This is a genomic window from Microcoleus sp. B5-D4, from assembly GCF_036705145.1.
In the GTDB taxonomy this organism is placed as follows: Bacteria; Cyanobacteriota; Cyanobacteriia; order Cyanobacteriales; family Microcoleaceae; genus Microcoleus.
Genome location: NZ_JAUBTV010000001.1, coordinates 152,966 through 170,957 on the forward strand (window position 1 = coordinate 152,966; position 17,992 = coordinate 170,957).

A 17,992-nucleotide genomic window follows, 5' to 3' on the forward strand; every position below is an offset into this window, starting at 1 on the left:
ACAACGGACGTTGTTCTAGTCACAACTTCTCACCTCATAGCTCTGCTGTAGCATAAAATGAGTGGATTGTGAATATAATTTACGTTTCTTTACCGCTGATGATGATTATAAAGGGAAATCTTTACAATAGCAAGAGCGAATTTTAAGTTTTGAGTAAGTTGGTAGTTCTGACGGGCAAGGCAATAGATCAACTGGGTTTCGGAGCTCAGGGCAATTGCTCAAAGCCGGAAAATGATTGAGCAACCGGGTTTCTCTCTCAATCAAGTATGAGAGAATCCGGGTTTCTGAGCGATCGGCCGATCGCTCAAAGCCGGAAAATGATTGAGCAACCGGGTTTCTCTCTCAATCGAGTATGAGAGAATCCGGGTTTCTGAGCGTTCGGCCGATCGCTCAAAGCCGGAAAATGATTGAGCAAGCGGGTTTCTCTCTCAATCAAGTATGAGAGAATCCGGGTTTCTGAGCTCAGGGCAATTGCTGAGCATGAAAATGATTGAGAAACCGCTGGTTAAAAACTAGAGATTGCTAGCGATCGACATTTTGAGTGAATTTAGCACCCAGAGGCTAAACGGCAAGCCCCCTATTCCCTCAACCTAGTGGGGAATTACTTTTGTCAATCAAAATCCGCCTCAATGATTCAACAAAAATGTTGTCTTGGCTGTCATATTCGGTAAAGAACTGCTTACGATTGGGCGTTTTACGATTTGGCGTTTGCGGTGGCTTTACCTGTAATCATTTTAGGTTAAATCCTATAAATTTAACTAGGTTTATCACAAACGGTTACGAGCCCGCAAGACTTAGGAACTGTCACAAGCGCTTTAGGGTAGTCTAGCCCCACAGCATTACCCACCAACTAAACGATAAACATCGGAACATCTGGACGTTTTAGTTGCCAACTTAAATAAGCTGTGGAGCATTTAAACCAGTAACGAGGCTAGTAGGGTGCGTCAGAAGCGAACCCTTACGCTGAAACGGAAAACCTTAGATGCTGACGCACCTTACGCAAGTCCTTTAAATGCCGAACAGCTTAATTGGGCAGCTTACTCGACAGCACCTAAAGCTTTTAGCAAGGATTTTTGCCCTTGAGTTAAACCTGTAACGCCCTTGATATTCATGCCTTCATAAATTCTTGAAGGGGAGAGAGTTTTGCCATACTTCTGCATTTCAACCGTTGAAAATTCAATCGTTTGTTCGCGGTCATCTCTAACTAAATTATGACTATTTTCTATGGGTTTACTAAAAACCGATTTGGCCACATTAGATCCAGAAAAGTTTACTTGGGACAGATTAACACCCCTCATATCTGCTTGCCAAATAGTGATATCAGAAAAATCAGCGCCCGTTAAATCGAGTTGAAGTTGACATAATAAATTGAAGATATTACCAGCCCCATATCCGGGTGCTAGACCCTGCTCTGCTAATTTGATTAAAATGTAATTGAGTTTTTCGGCTAAGTTTTCGGTGGTGTTGTACGTAACTAGGAGTCGGGAAATTAAAGGCGTAACAATGGCGCTAATTTGATTTTTTCTGACCGACTCTTCGGCTGTAGCTTTAATCAGAGCATAGTTTTGAAGAAAAGGAAACAAGGAACAAGAAAATGTAGAACTATTGCACTCTTCTATAGTAATTTCTTGGTAGAGTTGCTCAATTATTTTTTCTGTGATATAATCTCGGATTAATGGCTGCTGAGTGAAGCCAAAAATACTTTTTTCCGGGACTTGAATTGCGGCTTTTTCAATGAGAGAGCGCCACTGGAGAGATTCTAAGCTTTCTAATAATTCTGCCTGGAAAACTGGCGGGACGATATCATTTAGAAGTTCTGTAGGCAAAACTGGTTCTCGGTTAATGGCTAACCAGTAAATAATTTGTTTCTCTATCGGAGATAAGCGATTAAATTGTTCATCTAACCAAAGGCGAATGCCATTAAAAATAGTTTCTTCTTGTTCAAAGAAATCTCGAATATTTCCCGAAAATAAATCTTGTATGGAACTCGCTGCTATTTTTAAAGCTATAGGATTACCTTGGTAGCATTTTATTAGTTCCGCTTCTTCAGCAGGGGTTCCTATTAAAGACTTAAGTTTGAGGATTTCCTTGGCTGCGACTGGTGCTAAACCTTGCAGTTGCAAGAATCGGACGGGTAAAGTTGATCCGGTTAAAGATGCAATTTCTCTCGGTTTTTCTCGGCTGACAATTAGCACGCAACTTTGGTGATTGGTTTCAGCAATTTGTCTCAGAAGTTGGCTGTAGTTAGAGAATCCGTCGCGGTAAGTGCCTGCATAGCTACCACTCTGGAAAAGGAAGTCTAAATCATCAAGGATAATCAGACACCGATGCTGCTGTAAATACTTGATAAGAAGAGAGATGCGTTCGCCTACAACCTGGGGTAAATCGGGATTTTGATCCTTTGATAAAAATTGGAGAAGTTTAGCTAATTCTTCTGGTAAAGGTGAACTATCTCGCAGGCTTTTCCAGATGACAAATTCAAAGTGACTTTGAATTTTTTCTGCTAACTTTACCGATAAAGCAGTTTTGCCAATCCCGCCCATACCGATCAGGGTAATTAAGCGGCAACGATCTTCTAAAATCCAATGTTTAAGGGTAGCTAATTCTTGGCTACGCCCGTAGAAAATAGAAACGTCGATCGCCTCTGATAAATTGTGGTGGGTTTTTGTTATTAGGGAAGGATTTAGGAAGGCGATCGCTTGTTCCTCTGGATAACGTTTTAAGCCCAAAGCTTCCCAAAGGTGACAATTAGCCCAACAATCGGGCAAATTTGGTGATGTGGTTTTCGGTGTTTTATCTGGAGAGGGGCGTGTACATGATTCAAGGATTGAGTGAATATTGCGTTTTGTGACTTGAGTTCCCAATGCCAAAGAAATTGTTCGCCATAATTGGGAACCGATATCTTTTAAGTAGTCGGCATCGTATCCTGATGTATCCGCCATGTTTTGATAAGACTGTCCTTGCCAAGATTGGCGGAATACTAGGTCTTGAACGTCGTTTAAGTGGCCTGGTTTGAGTAGGGTGTCTAAAATTGCTAAGGCTTCTTCGAGAGTCATTAGCTGTGACTGTAAAACAGTGACTAAGTAATTACTCTTATAGACTATCACTTTTTCTGACTATTGTTACTTTTTTTTACTTTGTTTATCAAATCTTCATATAAAGTTCTGGCCTTTTCTGACTTTTTCCCACTGTGGAGGTTGAGGTGAGAAGGTTATTGTGTAACTACGAACTAAAGGACTCGTGAGCATCAGGTAAGTCTGAAAAAAATCTGTAAATTGCCAACTATGTAACACCTTCTCTTATCACGAACACTTTGGAAATTAGTATCGAGTCACTAAATTAACAACCTATCATTCAGAGAGGAACTGAAATGTTCACCCATAAACCTCTACAATCTCCATACAATATTCTTTCTTTTGACGGTGGCGTAATTCGTGGTCTTTTAACGGCGGTTTTGCTAGAAAAGCTAGAAGAAGAGCTACAGGCAAAGAATCCCGAAAAGGAATTAAAAGATTACTTTGATATCATTGCCGGAACTTCTTCTGGAAGTATCATTGCTTGCGGAATCGCTAGTGGATTTTCAGCCCAGAGGATTAAGAGTTTTTTTCAGGAATATGGACTCAAAATTTTCCCACCCTTAAAAGAAACTTTGACCAGCTTAATTTGGCGGTTAGTCAATACAGAGATGGATTTCAGTGAATTTGACACTTTTAATATCCTTTCTCAAAACCGTGAAGATGCCAAGAAATTTATGACTCAACCCGTCTATGACGGAAAAGGTTTGGAAGATGTACTCCAGCATATATTTGGCTACGAGGAATTTGGTGAGTTGCCACAATTAGTGATCGTGCCAAGCTACGATGTCTATAATAACGATGCTGTAATCTTCAAAAACAACAAAGAAGAGTTTAAAACGATGCCTGTGTGGGAAATTTGTAGGGCATCCGCCGCCGCACCTGTTGCTTTTCCTGCTCACGTCACGCACAATCAGGGATTCCTTAAATCTATTAAATTGAAGGAAAATAAAGCTGAAGAAGCAGGGGAAGAACCAATCATAAAAGTCCCCGTTCAAGGCATCCCTTTGATTGATGGTGGTGTTGTTGCCAATAACCCTGTGCTTTGTGCTATCGCAGAGTGTCGCAAACAATATAACACATTTCCTTCTGTAGTCGCTTCTTTTGGTTCGGGTTGGACTTTGAATCGGATTACAGTTCGAGAAGCTCAAGGTTGGGGTAGCTTGAATTGGGGAAGCGTGCTAAGGAATATCCCTTTGATGGATGTATTTTCTGATGGTTCAAGCGATGCTACGGATTATATTGCTAAACAATTGCTACTTGAGGGAGAGAGTGAATATTTCCGCTTTCAACCACTTCTGAAAAAGAATGTTAGTGCTTTTAGTGCCGCTCCCGATAATCTCGATTTATTGGTTGAGATAGCAGAACAATTCCTTAAAACTAAGGAATGCAAGGAGGATATGAAAAAGCTTGTTGAGTCTCTGACATCGCATCATTCCTTATTCCATTCTATGCGGGAGGTAATTCCTCATTTGAGTCAATCGTAAGATTGCTATTAAGTCAAGCTTACGGATCAAAACATAGAAACCGGGTTTTTTACGAAAATACTTCGTTGCGACCCACAGATTCAGTAAAAATCCGGTTTCTTTAGTCAATATTGATGCTGATTTAGAGAAATTGAAGCATCATTCGGTTCAAACTTTTAGAACTTACGTACTCACACAATATCTCCTTATAGTCGGCTTCTGGTGAGATACCAAAAGCCTAGTTACTACCTTGGTCATTGCCCTGAATGCGTAAGTCCTAGACTTAACAAACAATAAAAAAGGTGACTACTATGAACAAGCAAATTATTTTCGTTGACTCCTCTGTACAAGACTATCAAAGCCTGATCCAAGGTATAGATAGCGCTCAAATTGTGATTTTAAATAAAAATTTGAGCGGCATCACACAAATTACTAATGCCTTAGCCAATCAAAAAGATATTGAAGCGATACATATCCTTTCACACGGGGCTCCGGGTATCCTCTATCTCGGTAATACCCAACTGAGTCTGGATACTCTGAACCTATACGCCCACCAATTACAACAGTGGGGAACAACAGGAAGCCTCATCTTCCTTTATGGGTGTTCCGTTGCGGCGGGAGACGCGGGCGCAGAATTTATCGAAAAATTACACCAACTCAGCGGTGCAGCTATCAGTGCGAATCCCAACCCCACCGGGAATGCGGCCAAAGGCGGCACCTGGTCACTCACTTATCAGTACCCTGGAGGCTCTTTTTTCCCTGACTCGCTAACTCCCTTCAGTGCTCAAGCCTTGGCGACTTACTCTGGCTTATTAGGTTTCAAGGTATTGAAAGATATCAGCCCAGGGCTAGCTGATTCATCCCCTTCCAGCCTCACGATCGTAAATGGTAACTTGTATTTCATTGCCAACACCACCAATGGTCTTGAGTTGTGGAAAAGTGATGGGACAGCCGCCGGCACCGTCTTGGTCAAAGACATCAACTCAGGGGTAGGTAGTTCATTCCCATCCAGCTATTCCAACCTCACGAACGTGAACGGCACCTTGTATTTCACTGCCAATGACGGTACCAATGGTAATGAGTTGTGGAAAAGTGATGGGACAGCCGCCGGTACTGTCTTGGTCAAAGATATCAACCCAGGGACAGGTGGTTCAGGCCCTCAATACCTCGCGAACGTGAATGGCACCTTGTATTTCAGCGTCGAGAAAGGCACCAATGGTGGTTATGAGTTGTGGAAAAGTGATGGGACAGCCGACGGTACCCTCTTGCTCAAAGATCTCGGTTTAAATTCATTCCCTCAATACCTCACGAACGTAAATGGCACGTTGTATTTAAGTGCCCGTTACGCCAACACCAAAGACGGCATCTATGGTGATGAGTTGTTGAAAAGTGATGGGACCGCTGTCGGTACCGTCTGGGTTAAAGACATCAAGCCAGGGGATGTTACTTCAAACCCCTATGAACTCACGAACGTAAATGGCACCTTGTATTTCAGTGGCTATGACGGCACCCATGGTCAAGAGTTGTGGAAAAGTGATGGGACAGCCGCTGGTACCGTCTTGGTCAAAGACATCGACCCAGGAACAGCGACTCTTCATCCATCATCGCGGCCTCAGTCTTTCACGAACGTGAACGGCACCTTGTATTTCACTGCCGATGACGGCACCAATGGTAATGAGTTGTGGAAAAGTGATGGGACAGCCGCTGGCACCGTCCTGGTCAAAGACATCAACCCAGGGGTAAATTCAGGTCTTAGCCGTTATGATACCAATTTTACGAACGTGAACGGCACCGTGTATTTTGGTGCCGATGACGGCACTAATGGTGGTTATGAATTATGGAAAAGTGATGGGACAGCCGCTGGCACTGTCTTGGTTAAAGACATCAACCCAGGGACAAGTGGTTTAGTCTTGCACCCCCACATCGAGAATGTCAACGGCACATTGTATTTCGCTGCCGATGACGGCACCAATGGTTATGAGTTGTGGAAAAGTGATGGGACAACCGCAGGTACCGTCTTGGTTAAAGACATCAGGCCAGGGGATGTTACTTCACTCCTTCAAAACCTCACGAACGTAAATGGTAAATTGTATTTCACTGCCAATGACGGCATCAATGGTGATGAGTTGTGGAGTCTCTCCCCCGCCGTCATCACCCAAGTCTCCTCTACCACCGCTGATGCACTCTACAAAGTCGGCCAAGACATCAACATTACGGTAAAATTTGACGAACCTGTAACCGTTACAGCCATTCCTCAACTGCAACTGAAAACCGGTACAACCAATCAATTCGCTACCTACCTAAGCGGTAGCGCCACTGATACCCTCACCTTTAAATACACAGTCCAAAGTGGAGATAAGAGTCCTGACCTAGAATACTTGGCCACTAACTCCCTCACCCTCAATAGCGGTACCATTAAAGATAGTGAGGGACTCGATGCTAATTTAACCCTTCCCGTCTTGGGTTCAGCCCAATCCCTTGGGGGGACTAAAGCCCTTGTCATTGATACTATAGCCCCCGCCATTACCAGTGTCAGCCTACCCGCGAACAAAACCTACATAGTTGGAGAAAACCTCGACTTCACCGTTACCTTCTCCGAAGCCGTCACCATCACTGGCGGTGCAAACTTACCCATTACCCTAGATACTGGGGGCGCTGTCAACGCGACCCTTAATGGTACAGGAGCATCGGCCACCACCCATACCTTCCGTTATACTGTTGCCTCTGGCACCTTAGATACCGACGGCATCACAGTTGGCACAGCCTTATCCTTACCCACCGGTGCTACCATTGAAAATGCCAGCAACACCAAAGCTACCTTAACCTTCAGCAGCGGCAGCACCACAGGCGTATTAGTTGATGGTGTTGTTCCCGCAGTACCCACCTTCACGACTACGACTGGCACCACTAAAAGTACCACTCCAACTCTGGCGGGGACTGCCGAAGCCAATAGTACCGTGAAAATCTTACAAGGTACAACTGAACTCGGCACTACGACAGCGGATGCTTCGGGTAAGTGGAGTTTTACACCTTCTACTGCCTTAACTGAAGGTACTTACGCCTTTACAGCCACAGCCACCGATGCCGAAGGTAATACATCTAGTGCCGCGAGTGCAGTCAATCTGACAATAGATGCAACAGTACCTCCAGTACCCACCTTCACGACTACGACTGGCACCACTAAAATTACCACTCCAACTCTGGCGGGGACTGCCGAAGCCAATAGTACCGTGAAAATCTTGCAAGGTACAACTGAACTCGGCACTACGACAGCGGATGCTTCGGGTAAGTGGAGTTTTACACCTACAAAAACTTTAGCCGATGGCAATTATGCCTTTACTGCCATAGCTACTGACGCAGCAGGTAATATATCTAGTGCTTCGAGTGCAGTTAATCTGATTGTAAATACCGCACCAACTGCCCCACCATCAGTAACGGTAGTACCCTTAGTAACACCAACGGCAACAGTAGAAATTAACACGCCATCAATCAGTCTAATAGATCGTGGAGAACCAACTAATTTCCCACAAAATCAAGTTGTAGATGACCGATATTTACTGGCAGATGATGATGACCGCAGTATCCCACAATCAGCCTTTGGTCAACCGATATTTGCCTTATCAGGTAATGATAATTTGACCGGAAGTGACGGTAATGACACGATTCATGGTAACAAAGGTGCTGATACCATTGATGGTGGTAATGGTAACGATCAATTATTTGGCGGGAAACATTCCGATCAATTATCTGGTGGCAATGGTGATAACGTATTGAGTGGTAATAATGAGAATGACACTCTCACCGGTGGCGAGGGTAATGATACCATAAATGGTGGCAAGGAAAATGATGTCTTACTTGGTGGCAATGGCGATGATGAGGTATGGGGAGATAAAGGATTTGATGTGCTTACAGGTGGCGCAGGAAAGGATAACTTTGTCTTAGACTTTACTGCTATTAATGCTAATGAAGCTGATTTTATTACTGACTTTAGTTCTGAAGATAAAATTAAGTTAGTTGGTGTTAATTACAGTCAATTAACTTTTGAGTCAGTGAATATCATCTTAGATGGATCTGCGGCTGTAGGTTCAACGGCAATTAAATCGGGGGATAACTATTTAGGATTGGTTTACAACGTGAATCAATCTGCTCTGAATAGTGGTTCTTTCTTGTAAAATTCGCAGGAATTATGGCAAGAAACCGGGTTTCTCTAAAAGATGTTTGCTTTCTCAACTAGATATCTACCAGGAAACCCGTTTTCTCGCCTCTTAGAAAAATATCATTCATTTCAATAAAATTTAATTTTTTAGGTAAACTAAAATGACCACTTCTGATACAAAAACGGGTCGGTTGGATAACAATGACTTTCTGTTTCCAGCTAGGTATATCGGCGGCTATACCTGGCTTGATGAATATGACTTAAATACAGATGCAATCGGGCAAGGAATCACACTTGCTCTGGATGCTACAGATCAAAGCAAATTTGACACATTCTTAGAAATTATAGATGCCAATACGGGTAAGGTTCTTGCTGATAATGACGATGAGGGTGGTATTAGTACAAACTCATTGATTGCGCCTGGTCAGCCTTCCCAAAGTGGCGATATATTTGACATTTCAACAATTCCTGATTCTTTGACAATTGACGGCACTACCAAGTACAAAGTGCGCGTCTTTAGCGTAGATTCTGTTACCGACCTATTGTCTACTTATCCCTACACTTTACAGGCCAGCGTTCCTAATGGTAATGTCAGTTTAGTTCCAAGAGGTAGCAACTTTAGCAGCCCTCTAACGGGCAGTACCGTTGCATTAACTGGTAAATTGGAGGTCAACAAAGACTTTACTTTTCCAGGTATAGGTGGTAACACACTTGCTGATGAATTTCTCGTAAGTACATCACTCGACAACGAACCGCTCAAAATTTCCCTTAGCAGTACAACAATAGGCTTTGACCCTTTCGTAGCAGTCATCAGCCCTAAGAATCCCGAAATTTTTGTCTCAGATAATAACAGCGGCGGCGGTTTGAACTCACAGCTTACTGTTCCGCGCGCAGGTATTGATTACAGAATCCGCGTCAGCAGTAACACTACATTTCCCAATTCCACAGCTTCTGCTGCTGATTACAGTTTACAGGTCAGTGTTGCTCAAGGTAGCGTCACATTAACTCCTCGGAGTGGCGAAACTCTGCAATTAGGGCGCGGTGGTGGAAAAGTACCCGACGCTTCCACATTGCCAGATATTTCTAATGGGGGAACATCGCCACAGATTTTCGGTACACCTGTAGATATCGCAACACCGACAATTAATGCCCCCGGCTCAGGCAATCCTACTGGGCAATCAGCAAACACTGTTACGGGTCTATTTTACAACCTCTCAGACAGTAAGGATGATATTTTGCTGTTCTCACTGCCCTCGACGGCTACTGGCAAACAAATCTTAGCCCTATCTGGCAGCGATAAAATTACTGGCACCAGCGGCGCTGATACGGTTAACGGAATGCAAGGAGCCGATACAATTGACGGAGGCGCGGGTAATGACAGTTTATCCGGCGGTAAAGAGTCAGATTCCCTTGAAGGTGGTGCTGGCAACGACCAAATATTAGGCAACAATGACAACGATACTCTTACCGGAGGAGAAGGCAATGATACTATCCGGGGCGGTAAAGAGAAAGATAGCCTGACTGGTGGTGGTGGCGATGACTTTCTCTATGGCGATCGCCATCAAGATTTTCTCACCGGTGGCGATGGAAACGATACATTTGTCTTAGCTGGGGGACAGATAGCAGCGCTCAGTTTAACAGATGCAGATGTGATTACAGACTTCAAGACTGGGGACAAAATTGGTCTCACCGACGGGAGTACATTTGGCGGCCTCTCCTTTGAAAATGTCAGTTTGACTCTGACTGGACAACCTGCTGTCAATTCTATAGCAATTAAAGTTAAAGCCGACTCCAGTTATTTGGGTATCGTTCAAGGGGTAGCGCAAAGCGCTTTGACGGCAAATGCTTTTGTTATTCTGTAGCATGGGCTTTGTCCACTCTATTTGAGTGAAATTAATCGCGATCGCCTTTGAGTTTGAGAGGAGGCGATCGCACTTGTATTCTTCCTGTTCGAGGGGCGATCGCACTCATCACCGTGTGCCAGTTGCGTCCATGACCACGAATTTCAAAGGTGGTACCCGCCACGTGATTTATCCGTGGGATCAATCCAAAATCTAAAATCTAAAATCCTCAAGCCCCCGAATTGATCTCGCGCAAGTCAATCCAAAATCTAAAATCTAAAATCTAAAATCGAATGACTGTCCTCATCTTCCCCACCCCCCCATCTTTTCCATCCCATCATCCTCTTCTGCTCCTCAGCACCTATACTTAAAATTGGGATCTTACAGTTAATTTTTTTAAACCGAATGTTCAGCATTGACATCATTGTGAAAAATACGCCCGTCTCGCTGTCGGTGCAGCGGAAGTTGGAGGAAGACGCTGAGACTGTTTACCAGCAGGTACTGGCGGCGATTCGCAACTCCCAACCGCAAATTTTGGAACTCACCTGCGAGAAAAATCCTGAGAAAAAGGTGGCTGTACTCAGCAGCGAGATTTCTGGGGTGGTGGTTTCTCAGAAATCGGGGGCGTCATCTACAGGCAGATCCCCTGGTTTTGTCTCGATGACAGCAGAATGAGGGCTGGGGGTGTTGGTGCCGATATGAGCCAGTCAGCCGTTGCTGTGCGGGATTTGGGTTTTTGCTGGCCGTCGGGCGATCGAGTGTTGCAAGGTTGCTCTCTGGATGTACCCAAGGGCGAGTTTTGGATGCTTTTGGGCACTAACGGCAGTGGCAAGTCTACGCTGTTGAGGCTGATGGCTGGGCTGCTGCACCCCCAGTCGGGGGAAATTGACCTGAGTGGGCGGGTGGGTTTTGTGTTTCAAAACCCCGATCACCAATTGGTTATGCCGACGGTGGGTGCGGATGTGGCTTTTGGTTTGGTGGAGGAAAAGCTTTCTAACGTTCAGGTGCGGGAGAGGGTGGCGGAGGCTTTGGAGGCTGTGAATTTGCTGGATTTGCAGCGGCGGCCGATTTATGCTTTGAGTGGGGGCCAGAAGCAGCGAATTGCTCTTGCTGGGGCGATCGCCCGTCACTGCGAAATTCTGCTGTTGGATGAACCGACGGCTTTGTTAGATCCAGATTCTCAGTTGGATTTGGTGGCCGCGGTGCAGCGGTTGGTGAAAAATCGCGGGATTACGGCTTTGTGGGTGACTCACCGTTTGGATGAGTTGAATTATTGTGATGGGGCTTTTTTGTTGGAAAAGGGCCAAGTTGTCGATCGCGGAGATCCGGCGCGTTTGAAGCAGCGGTTGATGCAAAGCCAAGATGTTTAGCCCTCAAGCAATTTAAGAATTAAGTCACTTGGCGATTGAAATCGCTTCTACAAAAACGAAGTCTGCCTCCGCAGACTAAAAGCATAGCTGCACGCCAAATTAATCTCGCAATCCTCGATCGCGCAACCAAGCATCTGCCCAAATTGTATCGGCCTCTGACAGCGGTGGTATGACTTCCCAGTTGCGATAATCTATCTTGAGGTCGTAACTTGCTATGTCGTAAATTTGAGTGAATAATTCCTGCAAATTGATTATAGGTTCGGTATCGCCCGATCGCAGTGGCAAAGGAAAGGTAGGCAGCGGGTTCTGCACGTTAAAAGCATACAAATCTGCTCTGGGACGGCGATTTCCCCGACACACCAAAACGCTATAGTGGCTTTCAATGTCATTGCCAATAACTGGCATTTTTTGACCGCGCCGCAATAAATCTATTTCAATTAAATGAGTGCGGCTACCTAAAATTTCTTCTCGCTTTTCTTCGTACATTTGTCGTCCTTTTCCTGTGCGCTTATTGCTAGGCGAGAGGATTTCAATCAGGGTGATTAGTTCTTGGTTTCCTCTTTCTCTAATTTCTAAATAGCCTTCCCGAACCTGGTAGGGCATGGGAATATTTACTGTTAACGGTTGTGTTGGTGGCGCTGCAACGGCTACGTTTGATGTTATTAATTCGGTTGTAGTTCTTGGCTGAATTACGTTTACATCAGGAATGCCAATTGATAAATTGTCGTCAGCGGTTTCATAGATTCTCACTTCCAATGAGACTAAATACTTAGGACGAAGTTGGGGAGACAAAAATCTGAAAATTTCACTAATTAACAAGTGATGTAGGGCTGGCCAGAGTTCGGGATGCTCTAAATACGGGTCCATACCAGGAAAGGGAGATGGCATTGATGTGACTCCTTGACTTAAGTCTATTTACAGTTTAGCAATGTTGTTTTGGGAAAATTAGGGCCGATCGCACTTCCTGTCAAATAGAATAATTCCTATTTGTGGAAGGGCGATTCCCTACGGGATAGCTCCGCTTCACGCACTTTTCAACAATTAAACTTCGAGCGGCAATTGTGTTTGAATTGGAACGCTGTTTTCATCCAACACAGACACCGCATTTACGAACACAATTGTATGCGGGACTGCGGGCATTAAGCGGCGCAGTGCATTGAGGTAAGATTCGGCATCTCTTCGGCGGGCGAAACGGGCGACTGTTAACCGCTGACACTTGGGGAGGTGGCGAATTAGATGCCAAGGTTGAAGTCGATCGCGATATGTCGATTGTTTTGGTATCATAGGAAAATCCTTCCCACTTTTGTGGGTGGTGAATGAAAGGCGATCGCTCTAGATTTCTCAGGTCCGAGGGCGATCGCTTATTTGATAATCACAAGTTTATGATACGTTCGTATCAACTGTCAAGTGCAAGATGGGTCTAATTCGGTTGCGGGTTCGAGAACTAGCTGAGGAGAAGGGTTGGACGCTTAAAGAAGTTTCTGAGCGATCGGGCATTCCTTACAGTACCGTTAGGAGTTATGCCCATTCTCCCAAGCTGGCAACGGTAGATTACACAGCTTTAAACAAAATGGCTCGCGTGTTTGATGTTGCGATCGAAGATTTAGTGGAGATATTGGAAGAGTAGGCTGATTTATCGTTGGGAATATGGGACGAATTAGGCTGCGAGTTCGAGAATTTGCTCAAGAGAAGGGTTGGAATATGACAGAAGTCTCTAAAAGAACAGGTATTCCATATACCACTATCATTACTTATGCCAATTCTCCAGGTATGGCAACTGTAGATTACACAGCTTTGGACAAGATGGCCCGTGCGTTCGATATTGCGATCGAAGATTTAGTTGAGATTTTGGAACAGTAAACTGATTTGTCAGCGAGAAGATGGGGTTAATTCGGTTGCGAGTTCGAGAACTAGCCCAGGAAAAGGGTTGGACGCTGAAAGAAGTCTCTGACAGAACGGGAATTCCCTACAGCACGGTTAAAAAATACGCCCAAGCTCCCAAAATGGCAACGGTGGACTACACGGCTTTGCAGAAACTTGCTGCTGTCTTCGATGTGATGGTGGAAGATTTGGTTGAGGTTTTGGAAAATTAAGCTTAGGACTTACGCACGGGTGGTCAGAAACCGGGTTTTTGCGGGAATACTTCGTTACAGCCCGCAGATTTTGCAAAAAACCCGGTTTCTCTGACGAAGCGCATAAGTCCCGATCGCACTCAATTCGATCGCCCATTCTAAAAATCGCAAAAATCTTCAATTCCGGCACGAATTGCCAAAAGTGCGATCGACCCTGCCAGTCTTGATGGTAAGCTGGTGGTTGACGCTAAAAATTGGGCGATCGCACTTATCAGAGCCTCAATTTCTTTTTCTAAGTTTTCCTGCAACTTCTGTTCGACTTCTAATTCAATTTGCGATCGAAGTTTTGCCTCAATTTCCCGTTCTAATGTTTGGCGTAATCGATCCTCCTGTGCTTTTTCCCGTTGTTGTTGTTTTTCGCGATCGATTTCAGCTCTTTTCTTAATTGCTTCCTCAGCGATGCGAATATTTTCTTCAATGGGTACACCTTCAGGAGTACACATCTGCCCGTACCATGTCGCTTGTGAATCTGGGGGATTACGGCGACCAAAAAATATCTGAATCGCTTCATCATCATGCCGATGCGATAGCACGTAAGCTTTTAATTCGGATCTGCTCATTTCATCAAAGTTCGGTTTCATCCAAAAACCTCCAAAGTCAATTACTAGATACGATTACTTGCAGATCATCACTTACGAAAATATACACTTCTGTGGTTTGAGCATTAAAACGGAATAGTTGAATATCTCGGTAGTAGCTAGAGAACATCTGGCAGACGCGCAGACAGGCTTGGGCTTGTTCGTCAGTGGGATTAATCTGAAGTTCCTCAATTGTGGCACAAACTTTTGAATATAATATAACTTACGCATAGGAACCCAGAAACCGGGTTTTTTCGAGAAGACTTCTTGACAGTGCAAAGACTCGGTAAAAACCCGGTTTCTTTGTCGGAGTGCGTAAATCCCGATCGCATTAAAAAGAGGTAGCTTGCGATTTTTAGTTGGTGGGGGCGGGTTTTTTAGATTGTCTATCTGTGTCATAAAGGGTTGGAAAAACCCGCCACCACAGGTCGATCGAGGATGTGCGATATGTCAGATTTTACGGTTAATTCCCCTACTTCATCTCATAACCAAACAAATTCGGATCGACTTCTCCCAAATTCAAATCAGCCAAACCATACTCAGCCCAACGCCTTTCTACCATCGCCGCCACATCCGGATCTGACTCCAAAACTTCCCCCCATTCGTGATCCGTTTCCGGCGGCATCTTCGTAGTAGCATCAATCCCCATTCTGCCTCCCAAACCAATCTTTTCACTGGCAAAATCTAACGTATCAAAAGGCGTATTCGGCAGAATAAATACATCCCGCACCGGATCGACTTTAGAACTAATTGCCCAAACTACTTGACGCGGGTCGCGAATGTTGATACTTTTATCGACAACAATCACAAACTTAGTGTAAGTAAACTGCGGTAAAGCACTCCAAAATGCTAAAGCAGCCCTGCGCGCTTGACCGGGATATGCTTTATCGATCGAGATAATTGCCGCCTTATAACTCAGCGCTTCCATCGGTAAGAAGAAATCGACAATTTCCGATACTTGCTGCCGCAAAATAGGGGTATAAATACGGTTAAGCGCGATCGCCATCATTGCTTCTTCTTTCGGCGGCCGCCCGCTAAATGTGGTCAGATAAATCGGGTCTTTGCGGTGCGTCATGCAGTGGAACCGCACCAACGGCGAATCTTCGACACCGCCGTAATAACCCATGTGATCGCCGAAGGGCCCGTCGGGCAGAACTTCCCCCGGCGTAATCGTTCCTTCTAACACAATTTCCGAGTCCGCCGGTACTTCCAAATCTACGGTTTTGCACTTCGCCAATTGCACGCCGGAACCGCCGTAAAGTCCGGCAAATAACCATTCCGATAAATCTACAGGAATTGGGGTTGCTGCGGCGAGAATGATTAAAGGATCGACTCCCAGGGCGATCGCAACTTCCAACTTTTTACCAGCCTGCGCCGCTTTCCGCAAGTGCCGCGCGCCGCCCCGCACCGATAACCAGTGTACAGTCATCGTGTTTTTTGACTGCAACTGCAACCTATAAACCCCCACATTCGGCGTGCCCGTTTCGCAATCTTTGGTAATTACCAAACCCAGGGTGATAATTTTGCCCGCATCTCCCGGATAAGGGCGAATCATCGGGATTTTGTTCAAATCCAGCCCTTCTCCCTCAATTACCACTTGCTGACAAGCTGGGAAAAAGTCGCGCCCCGGTTTGGCTTTCACTACGTCAAACAGGACTTTGCCGAATTCTATCGCTTGGGAAATCTTTTTCGGCGGTTTTGGCTGTTGCAGCATTCCCAGTTTTTTGCCGAGCTCTTCTAGTTCGATCGGCTTTTCCATGTTCATCGCCCAGCAAACGCGCTCTTCCGTACCCAACAGGTTGATTGCAACGGGGAATTCGGCCCCTTTGACGTTTTCAAACAGCAGTCCAGGGCCGCCTTTTTGCAGCATTTGATTGGAAATTTCGGCAATTTCGAGGTCGGAATCGACTAAGGCACTAATTCGGCGCAGTTGTCCCCGTTCTTCGAGTAGTTTGAGGAATCCCCGCAAGTCTCTAGCCATTTTTTTAAGAATTGTTAACGTTCTTTTGTTATTATGAGCCGATCGACTGCCACAAGTTAAACTGCGATGATAAGTTAATCAAAAATTCCCGATACTCGTTCGATAGATTGTGAAAAATCCCCGACGATCGCCTGAGCGATTTCGTAAAAACGGTCGTTCTCGCAGCCAACAGTTTTATCCGCGTCAGCCTAACGGTCAACAATTGTTTGAGGCTTTGCTACCGCCGTCTAGCAGCAGGTGCGGGGAAGGTGCGTTAAGCGAAGCTATCCCGAAGGGAATCGCCGACAAAAGCTCAGAGTGCGATCGGGGCCTAGCTATTTTGCTCCTAGACGCAGAAAACTTGAAACTGGACGTTAATGCTGAAAAATTTTTAGCCAGTTTGTATGGCTCTCCCCTACAAGTTAAAATTGCTTTTGCTAACTGGAAAAAGCCGACTACTGGCAAGTTGGATGCTGAACTTTACGATCGCGGTTACGAACTGATTCACGTTCCGGGTGGTGCTAATAGTGCTGACGGTAAAATGATTGCTTTTGGCGCTGCTATTTTATACCGTTATAGGGATGTAAAACAAGTTTTTGTCTGTTCTTCTGACGGTTTGTTAAATCACCTTTGCAATCAGTTGCAAAATCAGGGATTGACTGTGTTTCGGGTGCGACGACAAAATGCTGTGTTGTCTGTAGAAAATCTTCGGACTGGTGATACTAATCACTATTCTTGCAAAAGGGAACAGGAAGTCCCTAGTTTTGAAGAATTGGCTAATCAAATTGGTGAGTTTTTGAAGGCTGAACACAAATCTATTGATGAGCGGATAGCTAGATTTTCTAGTGTGGCTGAGTTTTTTCAAGATCGTCGTACTATTGTTTTCCCTTCTACAACTTCCCCTGCCACAGCAGTGTCGGAATCAGGAGAAAACGAAGTGACACCGGTGGCTGAAGTATCTTTGGCTTCTGTTGTTGTCAATCAAAATTTGCCAGAAATAATTCCCGATCTCAATTCAAATCCTATTGAGTCGCTGGATGTTTTAAAATATATACTTGTGCAAATAATTGAAACTGCAAAAGTTGAGTTAAAAGAGGATTATATTCCTGTGGCAATAATTAAGAAAAAATTTTTTGCCAAATATCAGTTTCATGCTGATTTAATTGTCAAACAATTGTTGGGGAATAATTCCAGTCTAATCAAATTATTCCAGTCTGAATCGGCGGATTTTAAAGTAATATTAATCGGTAGCGAACATCACGTGGCAATCATGCCAAAGATGGACAGTTCAGAAGAAGGATAAGAATTATCAATTGGCGATCGCACAGTCAGCTCCCTGATGTATTTAAGAAATCAGGTCTCCGAGTCTTCCGTCTGAAAATTTAATCTGTTATTAACCAAAATTTAAGACAAGC

General features: G+C 44.6%; 16 protein-coding genes. 9 read left to right on the forward strand and 7 right to left on the reverse strand.

What is annotated here, in order from left to right:
- Positions 1-1,037: 1,037 nt before the first annotated feature.
- Entirely contained in the window at positions 1,038-3,056 is a 2,019-nt protein-coding gene (locus tag QUB10_RS00605) for an NB-ARC domain-containing protein (RefSeq protein ID WP_333198544.1), read from the reverse strand.
- A gap of 314 nt (positions 3,057-3,370) precedes the next feature.
- On the opposite strand from QUB10_RS00605, the gene QUB10_RS00610 reads away from it, so the two are divergent.
- From QUB10_RS00610 to QUB10_RS00620, 3 genes are all read left to right on the forward strand, one after another.
- Entirely contained in the window at positions 3,371-4,561 is a 1,191-nt protein-coding gene (locus QUB10_RS00610; protein ID WP_333198546.1) for a patatin-like phospholipase family protein, read from the forward strand.
- 290 nt (positions 4,562-4,851) lie between these two features.
- Positions 4,852-8,712: an ELWxxDGT repeat protein gene (locus QUB10_RS00615; protein ID WP_333198548.1), complete on the forward strand. Its 3,861-nt coding sequence runs from the start codon at positions 4,852-4,854 to the stop codon at positions 8,710-8,712.
- Positions 8,713-8,857: 145 nt separating this feature from the next.
- A complete protein-coding gene (locus QUB10_RS00620) occupies positions 8,858-10,558 on the forward strand; it encodes a calcium-binding protein (RefSeq protein WP_333198550.1) in 1,701 nt (566 codons plus the stop codon).
- A gap of 31 nt (positions 10,559-10,589) precedes the next feature.
- On the opposite strand, the gene QUB10_RS00625 is transcribed toward QUB10_RS00620, so the two are convergent.
- A complete protein-coding gene (locus QUB10_RS00625) occupies positions 10,590-10,721 on the reverse strand; it encodes a hypothetical protein (RefSeq protein ID WP_333102243.1) in 132 nt (43 codons plus the stop codon).
- 221 nt (positions 10,722-10,942) lie between these two features.
- Here QUB10_RS00625 and QUB10_RS00630 point away from each other — a divergent pair, with 221 nt between their 5' ends.
- On the forward strand, positions 10,943-11,212 hold the full coding sequence (locus QUB10_RS00630; protein ID WP_190663726.1) for a hypothetical protein: 270 nt from the start codon (positions 10,943-10,945) through the stop codon (positions 11,210-11,212).
- Positions 11,213-11,235: 23 nt separating this feature from the next.
- Positions 11,236-11,907 (forward strand): ABC transporter ATP-binding protein, encoded by a 672-nt coding sequence (locus QUB10_RS00635; protein WP_333171476.1) that lies wholly within the window; start codon positions 11,236-11,238, stop codon positions 11,905-11,907.
- 99 nt (positions 11,908-12,006) lie between these two features.
- Here the strand turns inward: QUB10_RS00635 and QUB10_RS00640 are convergent, their stop codons facing one another.
- Positions 12,007-12,795 (reverse strand): DUF4058 family protein, encoded by a 789-nt coding sequence (locus QUB10_RS00640; RefSeq protein ID WP_333198553.1) that lies wholly within the window; start codon positions 12,793-12,795, stop codon positions 12,007-12,009.
- Between the two features lie 153 nt (positions 12,796-12,948).
- Positions 12,949-13,191 (reverse strand): hypothetical protein, encoded by a 243-nt coding sequence (locus tag QUB10_RS00645; protein WP_333198555.1) that lies wholly within the window; start codon positions 13,189-13,191, stop codon positions 12,949-12,951.
- 130 nt (positions 13,192-13,321) lie between these two features.
- Here QUB10_RS00645 and QUB10_RS00650 point away from each other — a divergent pair, with 130 nt between their 5' ends.
- From QUB10_RS00650 to QUB10_RS00660, 3 genes are read left to right on the forward strand one after another with little or no spacing between them, the layout of a single operon-like run.
- Positions 13,322-13,534, forward strand: a complete 213-nt coding sequence (locus tag QUB10_RS00650) for a helix-turn-helix transcriptional regulator (RefSeq protein ID WP_333198557.1) — start codon at positions 13,322-13,324, stop codon at positions 13,532-13,534.
- 20 nt (positions 13,535-13,554) lie between these two features.
- Positions 13,555-13,767: a helix-turn-helix transcriptional regulator gene (locus QUB10_RS00655; RefSeq protein ID WP_333198559.1), complete on the forward strand. Its 213-nt coding sequence runs from the start codon at positions 13,555-13,557 to the stop codon at positions 13,765-13,767.
- Between the two features lie 20 nt (positions 13,768-13,787).
- Positions 13,788-14,000: a helix-turn-helix transcriptional regulator gene (locus QUB10_RS00660; RefSeq protein WP_333198561.1), complete on the forward strand. Its 213-nt coding sequence runs from the start codon at positions 13,788-13,790 to the stop codon at positions 13,998-14,000.
- Between the two features lie 137 nt (positions 14,001-14,137).
- Here the strand turns inward: QUB10_RS00660 and QUB10_RS00665 are convergent, their stop codons facing one another.
- From QUB10_RS00665 to QUB10_RS00670, 3 genes are all read right to left on the reverse strand, one after another.
- A complete protein-coding gene (locus QUB10_RS00665) occupies positions 14,138-14,620 on the reverse strand; it encodes a DUF6887 family protein (protein WP_333055213.1) in 483 nt (160 codons plus the stop codon).
- Between the two features lie 16 nt (positions 14,621-14,636).
- Positions 14,637-14,837: a DUF6888 family protein gene (locus tag QUB10_RS34175; RefSeq protein WP_445243058.1), complete on the reverse strand. Its 201-nt coding sequence runs from the start codon at positions 14,835-14,837 to the stop codon at positions 14,637-14,639.
- A 252-nt stretch (positions 14,838-15,089) separates the two neighbouring features.
- On the reverse strand, positions 15,090-16,598 hold the full coding sequence (locus tag QUB10_RS00670) for a UbiD family decarboxylase (RefSeq protein ID WP_333055214.1): 1,509 nt from the start codon (positions 16,596-16,598) through the stop codon (positions 15,090-15,092).
- Positions 16,599-16,707: 109 nt separating this feature from the next.
- On the opposite strand from QUB10_RS00670, the gene QUB10_RS00675 reads away from it, so the two are divergent.
- Complete coding sequence (locus QUB10_RS00675; RefSeq protein ID WP_333198564.1) at positions 16,708-17,880, forward strand: NYN domain-containing protein; 1,173 nt, start codon at positions 16,708-16,710, stop codon at positions 17,878-17,880.
- Positions 17,881-17,992: the final 112 nt, after the last annotated feature.